The sequence below is a fragment of the Mesobacillus jeotgali genome (genome assembly GCF_031759225.1).
Lineage (GTDB): Bacteria > Bacillota > Bacilli > Bacillales > Cytobacillaceae > Mesobacillus > Mesobacillus jeotgali_B.
This window is the reverse complement of the sequence record NZ_CP134494.1, coordinates 4,428,976-4,445,804: the sequence shown is the minus strand read 5'-3', so window position 1 is coordinate 4,445,804 and position 16,829 is coordinate 4,428,976. Positions and strand designations below refer to the sequence as shown.

17 protein-coding genes are annotated in these 16,829 nt (G+C 46.0%); all 17 read left to right on the top strand.

Going from position 1 to position 16,829, the window contains the following annotated elements:
- The first annotated feature begins 27 nt into the window (after positions 1–27).
- A complete protein-coding gene (locus RH061_RS22170; protein ID WP_311072914.1) occupies positions 28–582 on the top strand; it encodes a manganese efflux pump MntP in 555 nt (184 codons plus the stop codon).
- A gap of 102 nt (positions 583–684) precedes the next feature.
- Entirely contained in the window at positions 685–1,122 is a 438-nt protein-coding gene (locus RH061_RS22165; RefSeq protein ID WP_311072913.1) for a low molecular weight protein arginine phosphatase, read from the top strand.
- Between the two features lie 96 nt (positions 1,123–1,218).
- On the top strand, positions 1,219–2,514 hold the full coding sequence (locus tag RH061_RS22160; protein ID WP_311072912.1) for a methyl-accepting chemotaxis protein: 1,296 nt from the start codon (positions 1,219–1,221) through the stop codon (positions 2,512–2,514).
- Positions 2,515–2,820: 306 nt separating this feature from the next.
- Positions 2,821–3,261, top strand: coding sequence for a ribose 5-phosphate isomerase B (rpiB, locus tag RH061_RS22155; RefSeq protein ID WP_167831099.1), 441 nt, complete (start codon positions 2,821–2,823; stop codon positions 3,259–3,261).
- A gap of 33 nt (positions 3,262–3,294) precedes the next feature.
- On the top strand, positions 3,295–3,876 hold the full coding sequence (locus RH061_RS22150; protein ID WP_311072911.1) for a TIGR01440 family protein: 582 nt from the start codon (positions 3,295–3,297) through the stop codon (positions 3,874–3,876).
- A 173-nt stretch (positions 3,877–4,049) separates the two neighbouring features.
- On the top strand, positions 4,050–5,291 hold the full coding sequence (locus RH061_RS22145; RefSeq protein ID WP_311072910.1) for a serine hydroxymethyltransferase: 1,242 nt from the start codon (positions 4,050–4,052) through the stop codon (positions 5,289–5,291).
- Between the two features lie 178 nt (positions 5,292–5,469).
- Positions 5,470–6,099 carry a uracil phosphoribosyltransferase gene (upp, locus tag RH061_RS22140; protein ID WP_079506306.1) on the top strand — a complete coding sequence of 210 codons (630 nt, stop codon included), beginning with the start codon at positions 5,470–5,472 and terminating at the stop codon, positions 6,097–6,099.
- A 12-nt stretch (positions 6,100–6,111) separates the two neighbouring features.
- Positions 6,112–7,254, top strand: a complete 1,143-nt coding sequence (wecB, locus tag RH061_RS22135) for a non-hydrolyzing UDP-N-acetylglucosamine 2-epimerase (RefSeq protein ID WP_311072909.1) — start codon at positions 6,112–6,114, stop codon at positions 7,252–7,254.
- Between the two features lie 280 nt (positions 7,255–7,534).
- The gene (locus RH061_RS22130) at positions 7,535–9,811 is read left to right on the top strand and encodes a S8 family serine peptidase (RefSeq protein WP_311076500.1); all 2,277 of its coding nucleotides are present in this window, start codon (positions 7,535–7,537) and stop codon (positions 9,809–9,811) included.
- Between the two features lie 695 nt (positions 9,812–10,506).
- Positions 10,507–11,766: a group II intron reverse transcriptase/maturase gene (gene ltrA / locus RH061_RS22125; protein ID WP_311070432.1), complete on the top strand. Its 1,260-nt coding sequence runs from the start codon at positions 10,507–10,509 to the stop codon at positions 11,764–11,766.
- Between the two features lie 594 nt (positions 11,767–12,360).
- Entirely contained in the window at positions 12,361–12,582 is a 222-nt protein-coding gene (locus RH061_RS22120) for an AtpZ/AtpI family protein (RefSeq protein ID WP_311072908.1), read from the top strand.
- A 6-nt stretch (positions 12,583–12,588) separates the two neighbouring features.
- A complete protein-coding gene (locus RH061_RS22115) occupies positions 12,589–12,960 on the top strand; it encodes an ATP synthase subunit I (protein ID WP_311072907.1) in 372 nt (123 codons plus the stop codon).
- Between the two features lie 23 nt (positions 12,961–12,983).
- Positions 12,984–13,694 carry a F0F1 ATP synthase subunit A gene (gene atpB / locus RH061_RS22110; RefSeq protein WP_311072906.1) on the top strand — a complete coding sequence of 237 codons (711 nt, stop codon included), beginning with the start codon at positions 12,984–12,986 and terminating at the stop codon, positions 13,692–13,694.
- 70 nt (positions 13,695–13,764) lie between these two features.
- Entirely contained in the window at positions 13,765–13,977 is a 213-nt protein-coding gene (atpE, locus tag RH061_RS22105; RefSeq protein ID WP_023613579.1) for a F0F1 ATP synthase subunit C, read from the top strand.
- Between the two features lie 263 nt (positions 13,978–14,240).
- Positions 14,241–14,759 carry a F0F1 ATP synthase subunit B gene (locus tag RH061_RS22100; protein ID WP_311072905.1) on the top strand — a complete coding sequence of 173 codons (519 nt, stop codon included), beginning with the start codon at positions 14,241–14,243 and terminating at the stop codon, positions 14,757–14,759.
- A complete protein-coding gene (locus RH061_RS22095; protein WP_226642828.1) occupies positions 14,756–15,292 on the top strand; it encodes a F0F1 ATP synthase subunit delta in 537 nt (178 codons plus the stop codon). The genes RH061_RS22100 and RH061_RS22095 overlap by 4 nt, the downstream gene beginning before the upstream one ends.
- Positions 15,293–15,316: 24 nt before the next feature.
- Positions 15,317–16,825 carry a F0F1 ATP synthase subunit alpha gene (gene atpA, locus RH061_RS22090; RefSeq protein WP_311072904.1) on the top strand — a complete coding sequence of 503 codons (1,509 nt, stop codon included), beginning with the start codon at positions 15,317–15,319 and terminating at the stop codon, positions 16,823–16,825.
- Positions 16,826–16,829: the final 4 nt, after the last annotated feature.

The following is a 16,829-nucleotide window of genomic DNA, read 5'->3' as shown; positions in this document are numbered from 1 at the left end:
AATTAGCAAGTCCGAGGGGGCGAAGACATGGCAGCAATAGCCGGCGAATTATTCACACTGATATTGATGGCATTCGCGTTGGGGATGGATGCATTTTCCGTTGGTCTCGGAATGGGCATGTTCAGACTGACGAAAAGGCATATATTTAAAATTGGCGTCACGATTGGTTTATTCCATGTGTGGATGCCGCTGCTGGGAATGGTGGCAGGGAGATTTTTGTCCGAGCAATTCGGGGCGATCGCGGGGTATATTGGCGGCCTGCTCCTGATCGTGCTGGGTGTCCAGATGATCTGGGCCAGCTTCAAGGAAGATGAGACAAGCATGATCACCCCGGTAGGCAAGGGTTTATTTATTTTTGCCCTCAGCGTAAGCCTTGATAGTTTTTCGGTAGGTCTGACGCTTGGAATCTACGGAGCAAGGACGCTGCTTGTGCTGATCTGTTTTGGTGCAGCGGCAATGGTCCTTACATGGGCAGGCCTCCTGGTCGGAAAAAGAGTGCAAGGATGGCTTGGTACATACAGTGAAGCATTGGGTGGCAGCATTCTGCTCGCATTCGGGCTCAAATTGCTCCTCCCGCTATAAAAATTTTTGCACCTGCTCGTCAGGTGTATTTTTTTTGCCAAAAATGAAAATGCGCAATAATTTATATATAATGAAGAAAAGTTATTCACAGGAGGGACAAGCATGGCGCGCATTTTATTTGTCTGTACCGGAAATACATGCCGCAGCCCAATGGCAGAAGCGATTTTAAAAAGCAAGCAGCTGCCTGGAGTTGAGGTGAAATCGGCCGGAGTATATGCTCCGAATGGTGCGGAAGCTTCGGTCAACGCGAAGACCGTGCTCACGGAAAACAATATCAATCATGATCATCGCTCCTCGACACTGACAAGGGAACAGATTGACTGGGCAACCCTGGTTTTGACGATGACGCAAAGCCATAAGGGTTTGATCATGAACCAGTATCCATTCGCTGCAGATAAAACTTTTACCTTGAAAGAATTCGCGGAGGAAACGGGAAATCTGGATGTGGCAGATCCGTTTGGCGGAAATGAACAAATTTATCGCGAAGCTTTTAAAGAAATTCAAAAAAGTATCGAAAGAATCCTAGATAAAATCCGATAATACCTTTGAGAAATTCTTTTCGGTTCTGGCACGATCGATCCGAAAAGCGCAATGATGTTAAAGCGTCATTCTATTATTTTTTCAGGGGGATTATCAGTGGGGTCTAAACGCAGCTACAAAATGGGGTTAAGAAAGAAAATGGTCATGCTGACGACTGTGTTGGCGATCATCACGTATTCAACGAGCGCAATTTTCATTTATTTCCTGCAGCCTTATGTTCAAAATTTTATCCAAATCAATTCGGTCGTCTATACGTCTGCAATTCTAGCTATGGGAATTTTCTGGTCAGGTCTGCTTGCGTATATGGCTGCGGGGCTGATTGTCAAGCCGCTGCAAAAGCTTGAGCAGTCTGCTTTAAAAGCTGCACAAGGTGAAATTGGCGAGGATGCAGAAGTTTCAAAATCGGATGATGAGATCCGTTCTTTGGGACTGGCCTTCAATAATATGCTCGCAAACCTACGTGAAATGGTGAGCCAGATTGATAGTAACTTTAAAGAAACAAATGAAAAAGTCATCCGGATTTCCGGACAATCTGCTGCAGCCTCTGAGCAGGCGTCCGTCATCTCGACAACCATTAAAGAAATCGCTGCAGGAGCTGATTCTTCAGCATTGTCAACACAGACAACTGCTGAGTCTGTCGATGAAGTCATCCGCATCGCCGAGGATGTCCAGGAAAAAGCACGTGCATCTGAATCCATCTCTGTGGAAATGGTCAAAGACCTGCAGGAATCGAAAAATGCGATCCACTCACTGATTTCAGGCATTGAAACACTTGCAAATGATAACCGTGAATCTCTTGGTACGGTAAAAAGATTGGAAGAGAACGCGGCTAAGGTAGAGCAAATCATCCAGCTTGTTGGCGATATCGCAGCGCAAACGAATTTGCTTGCATTGAACGCTTCGATTGAAGCAGCGCGTGCTGGTGAGCATGGAAAAGGCTTTGCAGTGGTTGCCGAAGAGGTCAGGAAGCTTGCGGACCAGAGTGCGGACGCTGTCCAGGGAATATCAGAACTGATTCAGAACATCCAGTCTGAAGTCCGGAATGTGGTCGGCCAGATCAGCAGACAGGTTGAAACCGCGAATGGCGAAGCGAAAAAAGGTGAGAGAACGAACCAGGTGATCGACGAAATGACATCGACAATCCATGAAATGGCAGAGGTCATCCATGCGATCACAGCGCTTGTCGAGAACCAAATGGAAACTATCCAGCACACTTCAACACAATCGCAGGAAATGGCGGCAATCGCAGAGGAAACCTCAGCTGGAGCACTTAGTGTAGCATCAGCCGCAGAGCAGCAAGCAGAAGTCATCGCGAATGTCGAAGATTTGGCGGTAGACCTGAAGAATCAGGCGGAAAAATTAAAAGGGACGATTACGAAGTTTTCAGTATAATTTTTGGACCACAGCGGGGAATGCTGTGGTTTTTTTGTAAAACTGGAAAAAATCCTTTGGAATTTCCAATTTGCTATATAAATGAAATTCTCGCTATAAAATCGTAAAAGTCGCTATATAAAAACTCGCTATAAATGATAAAGTCGCTATAAAAAATGAAAACTCGCTATAAAACATAATAATTATGATCTACCAGCTAAAATTCGATCGCAAAAACCGGTTTTCTTTATAATTCAGAGCGAATATGAGAAAATAACGATAGATTTGATCGCCCCGCAAGCCGGGAATACATAGGAGGATTTTACAATGAAAGTTGCTATTGCTTCAGACCATGGCGGAGTGAATATCCGCGAAGAAATCAAGAATTTGATGGACGAAATGAATATTCAGTATGAAGATTTTGGCTGCGAATGCGGTACATCTGTTGACTATCCTGACTATGCGCTTCCGGTTGCCGAGAAAGTGGCGAACGGAGAGTTCGATAAAGGAATCCTGATTTGCGGAACAGGGATTGGCATGAGCATTGCCGCGAATAAGGTAAAAGGAATCCGCTGCGCACTTGTGCATGACGTATTCAGCGCAAAGGCAACGCGCCAGCACAATGACAGCAATGTCCTGGCGATGGGTGAACGCGTAATTGGACCTGGACTTGCGCGTGAAATCGCAGCAGTATGGCTTTCAGAAGAATACGAAGGCGGCCGCCACGAAAACCGCGTCGGTAAAATCAAGGAGTATGAAAATAAATAGTCCGGAGTACTCCGAAATTAAAATACCAATGTAATGGAGGTGTTACAACTGTCTATACAACAATGGAAAGCAGAATTGAACTCCATCCTTACTGAATTTAATGAGCAGGTGCAGTTGAAAAAGGGCCAGGTGCTGGTTGTCGGCTGCAGCACGAGCGAGATTATTGGCAAGCGGATTGGCACAGCCGGTACGGATGAGGTAGCGGAAATGGTGTTCGGCCAGCTTCGCGAACTGCAGGATAAAACGGGTATCGAGCTGGCATTCCAATGCTGCGAGCATTTGAACCGTGCGGTCGTCGTCGAGAGGGAAACGGCTGAGAAGAAGCAGCTGGAAGAAGTTACGGTAATTCCGGTGAGGAACGCGGGCGGCGCAATGGCAGCTTACGCCTATAAAAATCTCGAAGATGCTGTGGTTGTCGAGTTCATAAAAGCTGACGCCGGCATTGATATCGGCGATACGCTGATCGGCATGCAAATGAAGCATGTCGCTGTACCAGTGCGTGTTCAGCAGAAAAGCATCGGCCATGCGCATGTGACGCTGGCGAAGACGAGGCCGAAGCTGATCGGAGGCGCCAGGGCGGTTTATGAGCATACAAAAGAAAACGAGTCTTGCTGACAGAATTGGGGAACTAGGTTTTACTGACAGAGGAAAGGCGATGAAGGAAACTGCAGGCCTGATTTTCAGATCTACTTTTACCTTCTGCCTTTCCTTTCATTATAATATCGGCTAAAATAAGAATGAATTTTCTAATAACGGAATAAGGCAATACATAAAGAGGGGGAACTTAAGTGAAGCACTTGTCACAGCAGGACAGCCAGCTATACGCTGCAATGCAGGATGAATTGAAGCGTCAGCGTACGAAAATCGAATTGATTGCATCAGAGAACTTTGTCAGCGAAGCGGTAATGGAGGCGCAGGGCTCTGTACTTACGAATAAGTATGCAGAAGGTTATCCTGGCCGCCGCTATTATGGCGGATGCGAACATGTCGATGTTGTTGAAAATATTGCCCGCGACCGCGCGAAGGAAATTTTCGGCGCAGAGCATGTCAATGTCCAGCCGCACTCAGGCGCGCAGGCCAATATGGCTGTTTATTTCACGATTCTTGAGCAAGGGGACACTGTGCTTGGGATGAATCTTTCACACGGCGGCCACTTGACGCACGGTAGTCCGGTCAACTTCAGCGGCATCCAGTATAACTTCGTTGAGTACGGTGTCGACGAAGATACACATACAATCAACTATGATGTCGTTCTTGAAAAAGCTCGCGAGCACAAGCCGAAGCTGATTGTTGCCGGCGCAAGTGCATACCCGAGAGCGATTGACTTCAAGCGTTTCCGTGAAATCGCTGATGAAGTGGGCGCATACTTGATGGTCGATATGGCGCATATCGCTGGTCTTGTCGCAGCAGGCCTGCACCAGAATCCGGTGCCATATGCTGATTTTGTTACAACAACTACTCATAAAACACTTCGCGGCCCGCGCGGCGGCATGATTCTCTGCAAAGAAGAATTCGCGAAGAAAATCGATAAATCCATCTTCCCTGGCATCCAGGGCGGACCGCTTATGCATGTCATCGCTGCAAAAGCAGTAGCATTCGGCGAAGCGCTACAGGACTCTTTTAAAGAATACGCGCAAAATATCATTACCAATGCGAATCGCCTTGCTGAAGGTTTGAAGAAAGAAGGAATCGACCTTGTATCGGGCGGTACGGATAACCATTTGCTATTGGTTGATTTGCGCTCACTTGGCCTGACTGGGAAAGTGGCGGAAAAGGTGCTTGATGATATCGGCATCACCGTCAATAAGAATACAATTCCATTCGATCCGGAAAGTCCATTCGTCACAAGCGGAGTCCGTATCGGTACAGCTGCCGTCACAAGCCGCGGCTTCGGTCATGAGGAAATGGACGAAATCGCTTCAATCATCGCCTTCACATTGAAAAACCACGAAGACGAAGCGAAGCTGGCAGAAGCAAGCAGACGAGTTGAAGAATTAACAAGCAAGTTCGAACTATATCCTGAGAGATAAGATTTCACCCGGCGGCCCTTGATGTATGAGGGCCGTTTTTTCTGGTAAAAATCATTACGCTGTAGCGGTTGCTTGTACAGAGGTTTTTCTGTAAAATTATACGAAGTGTGATTCAACAGATCTTACATATAACAGACAGGTGTTCACAACTCATTTACCTTTAAAAGGAGCGATACACATGGCAAAAGTATACGTATTTGACCATCCATTGATCCAGCATAAACTTACTTATATCCGCGAAAAAAGCACAGGCACGAAGGAATTCCGCGAGCTTGTAGATGAAGTAGCAACGCTGATGGCGTTCGAAATCACGCGTGACATGCCGCTTGAGGAAATTGAAATTGAAACACCAGTCGAAAAGACAAAATCCAAAGTACTATCAGGCAAAAAGCTTGGCATCATCCCGATCCTTCGCGCAGGTATCGGAATGGTTGACGGCATCCTGAAATTGATCCCGGCAGCGAAGGTCGGCCATATCGGACTTTACCGCGATCCGGAAACATTGATGCCGGTTGAATATTATGTAAAGCTTCCAAGTGACGTAGAAGAGCGCGATTTCATTGTCGTTGATCCAATGCTTGCGACAGGCGGATCTGCAGTAGAAGCAATCAACTCCCTTAAAAAGCGCGGCGCGAAGCACATCAAGTTCATGTGTTTGATTGCAGCTCCTGAAGGGGTAGAAACGGTAAAAGAAGCGCACCCTGACGTTGACATCTACATCGCTGCACTCGATGAAAAACTGAATGACCATGGATATATCGTACCTGGACTAGGCGACGCAGGAGATCGTTTATTCGGGACTAAATAAGGAGTGTTTGCGATGAACAAGCCTATTAAAGTAATGACAATTTTCGGGACACGGCCAGAAGCAATTAAAATGGCACCGCTTGTCCTCGAATTACAGAAACACCCTGAACATTTTGAATCAATCGTAACGGTAACCGCCCAGCACCGCCAAATGCTGGATCAGGTTCTGAACATTTTCAATATCACACCACACCACGACCTCAACATCATGAAGGATCGCCAGACCTTGATCGATGTAACGACCAGAGGTTTAGAAGGCCTGGATAAAGTAATGAGGGAAGTCAAGCCGGATATCGTGCTTGTGCATGGAGATACGACAACTACGTTTGTGGCCAGTCTTGCGGCATACTACAACCAGATTGTTGTCGGACATGTCGAGGCAGGCTTGAGAACGTGGAATAAATATTCTCCGTTCCCTGAGGAAATGAACCGCCAGCTGACAGGAGTAATGGCAGATCTTCACTTCGCCCCTACTTCCAAATCAGCAGCTAACTTGCTGCAGGAAAACAAGCCTGAAGAAAATATCTTCGTAACCGGTAACACTGCCATCGATGCATTGAAGACGACGGTAAAAGAGACCTATCAGCATGAAGTTCTCGATAAGCTAGGCAATGACCGCCTGATCCTGATGACGGCACACCGCCGCGAAAACCTTGGCGAGCCAATGCGCAATATGTTCCGTGCCATCAAAAGAATCGTGGATGAACAGCGTGATGTACAAGTTGTTTACCCTGTTCACTTGAATCCTGTGGTCCGCGAACTGGCTGACGAAGTGCTGGGCAACGACCCGCGCATCCATCTGATCGAGCCTCTTGACGTCATTGATTTCCATAACTTCGCTTCACGCGCGCATCTCATCCTGACTGATTCAGGCGGCGTGCAGGAAGAAGCACCTTCTTTAGGTGTGCCTGTACTCGTTCTTCGTGATACAACCGAGCGTCCGGAAGGCATCGAGGCAGGAACGCTGAAGCTCGCCGGTAACGAAGAACAGCCAATTTACGAAATGGCAACAGAGTTGCTGACAGACCAGGAAGCATATGAAAAAATGGCCAAAGCCTCCAATCCGTATGGAGATGGACGCGCATCAGAACGAATTTGTGAAGCCATTCGTTTCTATTTCAAACGCACTGAAAATCGTCCTGAACAATATAAATAAGCACTTTTTAGACACCTCTTTTTTTAAAAAAAAGGGGTGTTTTTTATGTGTATTGTGGTTGGGGTGAAGGTGAAATACCATTTGGAAGAATTTTAAAATTACCAAAAAGCAATAATTGCACATATATCATTTATAATTGCAGACTCAACTCAAATAATTGTGCGAAAAACAACGACAATTGCACGGACATTCAGGTTAATTGCACAGTCACCCTATTTTTGGAAGTATAATAGCGCACCCCAATTGAAACGCTAAACGGAAAAAGGGGGATTCCGTCTTGATCAAGCGTTCTCTAATCTTTATTTTTCCAATATTGCTGATTCTTGCTGCATTCGAACCGCAAAAGCTGCAGCTTCCGCCGATTCCTCAAGAAGATCCCCAAACGGAAAAAATCGCGATTGTATTAACAAAGCAAAAACCCAATGAACAGGATATCAATAATCAGTTAAAACAACTCAAGAACACAAAGCTCCGCCGCATCTTTACACATGCGATCAATGGTTTCTCTGTTAAAGGGCCGGTGTCTGAGCTTGAGAAGTTAAAAAAATCAACCGACATCCAATTTTTATCCGAAGTAAATACCTACAAGGTGGAAAACTCCGCCCATCTTCCAAACCGTTACAAACCAAGCGATAGCTTTATTGATAACTTCGAATTGATTGGAACGGATGCGGTCCATGGGATTCTTGATGAAAAAGGCAATCGCCTTACAGGAAGGGGTGTAACAATCGGGGTAATTGATACGGGAATTGATTATGACCATCCTGACTTGCGGAGAAGTTTTGCCGGAGGGCATGATTTGGTGGATGGTGATGATGACCCGATGGAAACGAAGGGAGCCGGTTTCCGGAGCACCCTGCACGGCACGCATGTGGCTGGCGTCATCGCCGCAAACGGCAGGATGAGAGGGATCGCTCCCGATGCGAAACTGGTTGCTTACCGGGCGCTAGGGCCGGGAGGAAGCGGTACAACAGAGCAGGTGATCGCTGCTATTGATGAAGCGATAAAGGATAAGGTTGACATCCTGAATCTATCTCTCGGAAACGATGTCAATGGTCCAGACCTGCCCATCAGTCTCGCGCTTAACAAGGCGGTGGACGAAGGAATCGTCGCTGTAACTTCATCTGGGAACTCTGGCCCTAATCGCTGGACGGTTGGATCGCCAGGTACCGCTTCAAAGGCAATCTCGGTTGGTGCGTCAACACCTCCGATGCAAGTGCCTTACCTCGACGCTACAGGCCTATCGAACAAGATTAGGCTTGAACTTTTACAGGGTTCGGACAATTGGAATATTACCCAAAGTGAGAACCTGGTATTTGCAGGTCTCGGAACGAAAGAGGAAATGAAAGATGTTAGGGATAAGCTTGTATTGGTTGAACGGGGTAAGCTAACTTTTACCGAAAAAGCGAAGAACGCATATGAAGCTGGAGCGATCGGGGTAATCATCTATAACAACACGAAGGGAACATTCTTCGGGAACCTGGAAGAAAGCATGCCAATCCCGGTGGCTGCGATCAGCAAAGAAGCAGGATTGGCGCTGAAAAAACAACTCGATAAAAACTCGACGCTGATCCGAATTAATTTAATAGAAGAAAAAGATATTCTCGCCGACTTCAGCTCGCGCGGCCCGGTGACGGTCACATGGGAAATCAAGCCGGATATCGTTGCGCCAGGGGTGGCGATCAACAGTACGATCCCCGGAGGTTACCTCCCGCTTCAAGGCACGAGCATGGCTGCTCCCCATGTTGCAGGAGCAGCAGCATTGATCAAGCAGGCCCATCCAGACTGGACACCAGCTGAGATCAAGGCGGCAATCATGAATACGGCTAAGGATATTACCAATCGAAACGGCAAAAGATATCGGACATTCGAACAAGGAGCAGGAAGGATTCAGTTAGAGGCTGCAATCAATTCAGAAACCCTGGTCAGTCCTGGTTCCCTCCAATTCGGGAAATTTCAGCTTGCCGACAGCATGCATGAGCACAGTGCGAAACTGACAGTTAAAAATACAGGCACATCTACTAGGACCTATTCATTTTCCATTCCAAAAAAAGAACAGGGAATAGACTGGGAGCTTCCAATGAGTTTCACTTTGGAACCGAAAGAAACAAAAGACGTGGAGCTTGCAATGGTCGCCAGCCCTTCCCTGCTAAAGGAAAAGATCCACGATGGCGCATTGATTATAGATGATGGGAAAAATAAAATCAGCATCCCCTATCTATATGTTGTGGAAGAACCGGATTACCCACGGGTGATGGGCTTCGACTTCGCTCCTGCTGATAATGGGGAAGCGTACCGCTATGAAGTCTATTTGCCGGGTGGAGCAGAGGAATTTGGCATCGCACTTTTTGATCCGGACCAATATCGTTTCGTCGGATTCCTTGATTGGGGAAGGAAGCTGGAAAAAGGGATGGTTGGAAAAGAAATACCTCTCAAAAACTTGCCGGAAGAAGGGATGTACCTGGCGAAGGTTTTTGCGAGAAAGCAGGGTAAGGAGAGCACGATCGATACAATGATTTTTATTAGTAAAAATGTAAGGGGAGAAGAGCGCGATTGAAACATTGCTTTATAAAAGAATGCAAGGGAAAGCGAGTTGAACTGTACTTTATGTAAAAACGCTAGGGGCGGAAATCACGATTGATCATTCCTTATGTAAAACTGCTAGGGCCGGAGAAAGATGATTCCTTTCCGGGCCTTTTTTGTGCGCCCGGCATGGGTGCAGTCTATAGGGTGTAAGTCCCGAGCCATGAAGGCAGTAGTAGTGGTTAGCTTAACGCAAGGGTGTCCGCGGTGACGCGGAATCTGAAGGAAGCGAGCGGCAAACCTCCGGTCTGAGGAACACGAACTTCATATAAGGCTAGGTACCATTGGATGAGTTTGCAGAACAAAACAAAGTCCTTACTGCCGAAGGTGGTACAGAGTAAATGAAGCAGATAGATGGAGGGAAAGACTGTACTCTTACCCGGGGAGGTCTGATTGGAAAGCCAAGTACACTTGGTAACCTATCTAGCAATAGATAGCTGAACAATCAGAAGTCAGCAGAGGTCATAGTACTTTACCGGCTCGAGACGGTAAGGGAAGGACTGAACAATTAGGAAGAACGAGAACTAGGCATACAATTCCTGTGTAGAAGCAGACAATCCGAAAGGACTTACTTGAAGGAGGAAGTGGTGAATCCACAGGGGACTTCATGAGGGTGGAGCAGGAATAACATAATTAGATTTCTACGTTCACGTCGAAAGGAAATATCACATGTTAATGAATCTGATTCTATCACGGGAAAACTTAATAGAAGCACTTAAACGTGTGGAGAAGAACAAAGGGAGTCACGGCATAGATGGAATGTCCGTAAAATCCCTACGAAGACATCTCTATGAGAACTGGGACACCCTTTGTGATTCTTTAAGGAAAGGTACCTATCAACCTAACCCAGTACGTCGAGTCGAAATCCCGAAACCGAACGGTGGAGTAAGGTTACTTGGAATACCTACCGTGATAGATCGTTTCATCCAACAGGCAATCGCCCAAGTTTTAACTCCGCTTTTTGACCCAACCTTCTCGGAACATAGTTATGGGTTTAGGCCAAGCCGAAGAGGCCATGACGCTGTACGTAAAGCAAGGGGATATATAAGTGAAGGTTACAGATGGGTGATTGACATGGACTTGGAGAAGTTCTTTGACAAAGTGAATCATGACAAGCTGATGGGGATATTGGCAAGCAGAATCCAAGACCGATTGGTCTTGAAGCTAATTCGAAAATATCTCCAAGCAGGAATCATGATAAATGGTGTAGTCTACGATGCAGAAGAAGGAACACCACAAGGAGGTCCCCTGAGCCCTCTTCTTTCGAATATACTTTTGGATAAGCTTGATAAAGAACTAGAAAGGAGAGGTCACAAGTTTGTCCGATACGCCGATGATTGTAATATTTACATGAAATCGAAGAAAGCTGGAGAACGAGTAATGAACTCCATTACATGCTTCATTGAGCAGAAATTAAAGCTCAAAGTAAACAGAGGGAAATCAGCGGTTGACCGCCCGTGGAAACGAAAATTCCTTGGCTTTAGCTTTACGGTTAATAAGAAACCGAAGGTTCGAATAGCCAACGAAAGTGTTAAAAGGCTAAAAGCTAAAATACGAAAGTTAACATCCCGTTCTAAACCAATCCCCATGGAAGTTAGAATTGAGAAATTGAATCAATTTCTAACGGGATGGTGTGGATATTTTGCATTAGCTGATACACCAAGTAAATTCAAAGAATTTGATGAGTGGATTAGAAGAAGACTCCGTATGATTGAATGGAAACAATGGAAGAACCCGAAGACAAGAGTAAGAAAACTCAAAAGTCTTGGCGTTCCAGACCAAAAGGCATACGAATGGGGAAATTCCAGAAAGAAATTTTGGAGAATTGCCTCAAGTCCAATCTTACACAAAACCCTCGATAACTCTTATTGGAGTCATCGAGGGCTCAAAAGTCTATATCAAAGATATGAATTTCTACGTCACACTTAATTGAACCGCCGTATACCGAACGGTACGTACGGTGGTGTGAGAGGTCGGGGGTTAGTCACCCCCTCCTACTCGATTATTTTTGGCTCTGTTAAAGACCAATGTAGTTTTAAGCCTGTTGATTGTAGTGGAAGGCGCGTAGACTCCTGCGGGAAGAGCAAGTCCTGGGGAGACCCCGCAGGCGCTTGAAGCGCCGAGGAGACTCCCCGACTGCCCGCGGAAAGCGAAGCGCCTGGAACGAAAATCAACAGCCCAGTTTAACAGAGCCTTATTTTTATGAAATTATTTATGGTCTTCAGTGGCCCTAGCTAAGGGCATTTTGAAAGAAATCGAGATGAAAACGCAACCTAAAATTAGTTTTTATAATATAATACTTACATAGGGTTAATGGTATATATTCACAGTGAAAACTTTGTGAATTTTTTCACCCCAATGGATTGACATTGACATTTGCCTATTGTATGCTTACAAAGGGCATAAAATGATAAGGTTTTCAATGTTGATATGCAAGCTTTTTTTTGTGAAAATATTGTTTTTTCGGAAAATGATTTTTCACCCCCTGAAGCTCCCATTCTCAAAAGTGAGGATGCGTTTTTTATGCGCCGAAACAAACGCCACCCTTTTCAAGCGATGGCACTCATGTCCGCTATACTATCTCAATTGGTAGGCTCCATTTTAATTGGCATTTTCTCCGGAAGATGGCTTGACCGTACCCTTGGTACAGAGCCACTTTTCTTAATATTCGGATTGCTGATCGGATTGGCGGCAGGTGTTTATGCCATGCTCCGCCTCATCCAACACTTCTTTTCGGGAGACTAGCCATCTATGGAAATTAAGGACTTGTTTACTCGCCAGCGCAAATACATATTCACCTTGTTGTCTTTATACGTACTCGGGTACGGCTTTACAAGCTATCAATCTGTTTTTGCGGGATTGATCTTTGGTACAAGCCTGAGCCTTTTTAATTTATGGCTGCTTGCGAGGAAAATGAACAACTTCGGGGATTCGGTGGTACAGGGGAAGAAGGTGCGATCGCTCGGCTCGATGTCGAGGCTTGCTACCGGAGCACTTGCTGTAATCGTTGCAATGGAATACCCGGATCACATAAACCTTGTGTTTGCAATTTTGGGATTAATGACAGCTTACATTGTCATTATGATAGATTTTTTTGTCCAGTCTTTTCAATCACGTAAATAGCGGGGAAGAGAGGTGAATAATTGATGCATCATGAAGCTCCTTTAGTTCCATTTTTAGGACTTTATTTTAACCTGGCAAACATGCTGATGATTACAGTAGCTAGTGCTATCGTCTTCATCATTGCAGTACTTTCCACTCGTAAGCTTGCGATGAAACCGACAGGAATCCAGAATTTCATGGAATGGATCATGGATTTCGTAAAAGGAATCATCAACAGCACGATGGACTGGAAGGATGGGGGAAGGTTCCATGTCCTGGGAATCACATTGCTGATGTATGTGTTTGTTTCCAACATGCTGGGACTTCCGTTCTCTGTCGTAGTAGACAATCAACTCTGGTGGAAATCACCAACAGCTGACCCAGTCATCACACTGACTCTTGCAGTCATGGTGGTAGGTCTTTCCCATTATTATGGCGTCAAGCTTAAAGGTACAGCCGAATACGGCAAGGAATTCTTTAAGCCATTTTGGTTCATGTTCCCGATCAAGATCATTGAAGAGTTTGCGAACACGCTCACACTTGGTCTGCGTCTTTACGGTAACATTTACGCAGGTGAGATCCTGTTGGGTCTGCTTGCAGCCGGACTCGCAACAGATGCTGTAACCACATTGGCCGCAGCAGTACCGATGCTTGTATGGCAAGGTTTCTCCGTTTTCGTCGGAGCAATCCAGGCATTTATCTTCACAATGTTAACGATGGTTTATCTCTCCCATAAAGTGAGCCATGACCATTAATATATACCTGTTCATTTAATGGACAAAACTAAAAAAACATTTTTTCATACATTAAAGGAGGAACTTTATAATGGGTCTTTTAGCAGCAGCAATCGCAATCGGTTTAGCAGCACTTGGTGCAGGTATTGGTAACGGTTTGATCGTGTCACGTACAGTAGAAGGTATCGCTCGTCAGCCAGAAGCTCGCGGTATGCTTCAAACTACAATGTTCATCGGGGTTGCATTGGTTGAAGCGATTCCTATCATCGCTGTAGTTATCGCGTTCATGGTTATCGGCGGATAATTAATTAAGTATAAGAAATTAAAATGGCGAAGATCATTCCGCGCGAACCTTCGCCATTCTATTATGTAGGCTTCATGCCGTTTCAATACGGCGGGAGCAGACCTGAATTTGAATGTAAGCAATCGTTTGAAATAAAATCGGGCAAGCCCGGCATTTAGAACGGGCAGCCATAGCGTTGGCTTTTAACTCCTGGCTTATGGCCAGGTGGCGCATGTTGGACCTTTTTTAATCATGGTACAACTCTTGAAGGGAGTGAATCGAGGGTGTTAACAATGAATTTTGTATTGGGAGCGGCTTCCGGCCTTAACACTGGAGATATCTTGTTCCAGCTAGTTATGTTCCTCATCTTGTTAGCATTGCTTAAGAAGTTCGCTTGGGGTCCATTGATGGGCATCATGAAGGAACGTGAAGAGCATATTGCTGGCGAAATCGGAGCGGCTGAAAAGAGCCGTGCTGAAGCACAGAAACTTATGGAAGAACAGCGTGAAATGCTTAAGCAGGCACGCACAGAAGCACAGGGCCTAATTGAAAACGCAAAGAAACAGGGCGATGTACAGCGTGAAGAAATCATTGCACTGGCACGCACTGAATCTGACAGAATCAAAGAATCTGCGAAGCTTGAAATCGAGCAGCAGAAGGAGCAGGCTGTTGCGGCGATCCGCGAACAAGTTGCTTCACTTTCTGTATTGATTGCTTCTAAAGTAATCGAGAAGGAAATCTCTGCAGCTGACCAGGAAAAGCTCATCAATGAATACATTCAAGAGGCGGGTAATGCCCGATGAGCAACTCGACAGTAGCAAAGCGCTATGCCCTGGCACTTTTTCAACTCGCTTCTGAAAAGCAGGCTCTCCCACAGGTTGAGGAAGAGCTTCGCACAGTAAAAGAAGTTGTTGTGAACAATCCGGAATTGACTGCCTTTTTAAAGTCTCCGAAGCTTCCAAACGAGAAGAAGAAAGAGGTTTTGAAAACAGCTTTCGGATCTGTAAGCACGTATGTCCTTAATACACTGATGATCCTGGTTGACCGCCACCGCGAAGACCAGATCGCAGACGTTGCTGACCAGTTCATCGCCCTTGCTAATGACGCAAAAGGCGTGGCTGAAGCAAAGGTTTATAGTGTCCAGCCTTTGACGGCTGAGCAGGCTGAAGCACTTTCAGCTTCGTTCGCTCCGCAGGTTGGCAAACAGGCACTTCAAATTGAAAACATTGTAGATTCCAATTTACTTGGGGGCGTAAAGCTTCGCATTGGAAACCGCATTTTTGACGGAAGCTTGCGTGGCAAGCTAGACCGCTTAGAACGTAAATTGCTAGGCTAAGATTCGTAGATAGGGGTGAAACTCATGAGCATCAAAGCTGAAGAAATCAGTGCGCTGATAAAATCGCAAATCGAAAATTATCAGTCGGAAATTCAAGTGAGTGATGTGGGTACAGTTATCAGTGTTGGTGACGGTATCGCCCGTGCTCATGGCCTCGACAATGTCATGGCTGGAGAACTTGTTGAATTTTCAAACGGCGTTATGGGTATGGCACAAAACCTGGAAGAAAATAACGTCGGTATCATCATCCTTGGACCTTTCACGGACATCCGCGAAGGCGACGAGGTACGCCGTACGGGCCGCATCATGGAGGTTCCTGTTGGGGAACAGCTTATCGGCCGCGTCGTAAACCCTCTTGGACAGCCAGTGGATGGCATGGGTCCAATCAACACAACTAAAACTCGTCCAATCGAGTACGGTGCACCGGGCGTTATGGACCGTAAATCCGTTCATGAGCCATTGCAGACTGGTATCAAGGCGATCGACGCTCTTGTGCCAATCGGCCGCGGACAGCGTGAATTGATCATCGGTGACCGCCAGACTGGTAAAACATCTGTAGCGATCGATACAATCCTTAACCAAAAAGGCCAGGACATGATCTGTATCTACGTTGCAATCGGACAGAAGGAATCAACTGTACGTAACGCAGTTGAAACTCTCCGTAAGCACGGCGCGTTAGAATATTCTATCGTTGTTACAGCATCTGCTTCACAGCCGGCACCACTTTTATACCTAGCTCCTTACGCTGGTGTAACAATGGGTGAAGAATTCATGTACAATGGCAAGCACGTTCTTGTCGTATATGATGACCTTTCAAAACAAGCGGCAGCATACCGTGAACTTTCCTTGCTACTTCGCCGTCCTCCAGGCCGCGAAGCTTACCCAGGGGATGTATTCTACTTGCACTCACGCTTACTAGAGCGTGCTGCTAAGTTGAGCGACGCTAAAGGCGCAGGTTCAATCACAGCACTTCCGTTCATTGAAACACAGGCAGGCGACGTTTCTGCTTACATTCCAACGAACGTTATCTCAATCACAGACGGACAGATCTTCTTGCAGTCTGACCTATTCTTCTCTGGCGTACGTCCAGCGATCAACGCAGGTCTCTCTGTATCCCGTGTAGGTGGATCCGCTCAAATCAAAGCGATGAAGAAGGTATCTGGTACATTGCGTCTTGACCTTGCTTCATACCGTGAATTGGAAGCATTCGCACAGTTCGGTTCTGACCTTGATAAAGCGACTCAGGCTAAACTTAACCGCGGTGCCCGTACGGTAGAAGTACTTAAACAAGATCTTAACAAGCCGCTTGCTGTTGAAAAGCAAGTTGCGATCCTATATGCATTGACACGCGGCTTCCTTGACGATATTCCATTGCAGGATATCCGCCGCTTCGAAGGTGAATTCCTTTCATGGTTAGACCACAACCATACAGAGGTGTTAGATCATATCCGTTCAACGAAGGAACTTCCTTCAGACGACGATATGACTGCTGCAATCAACGCTTTCAAAAAGACGTTTGCAGTTTCTGAGTAATCAT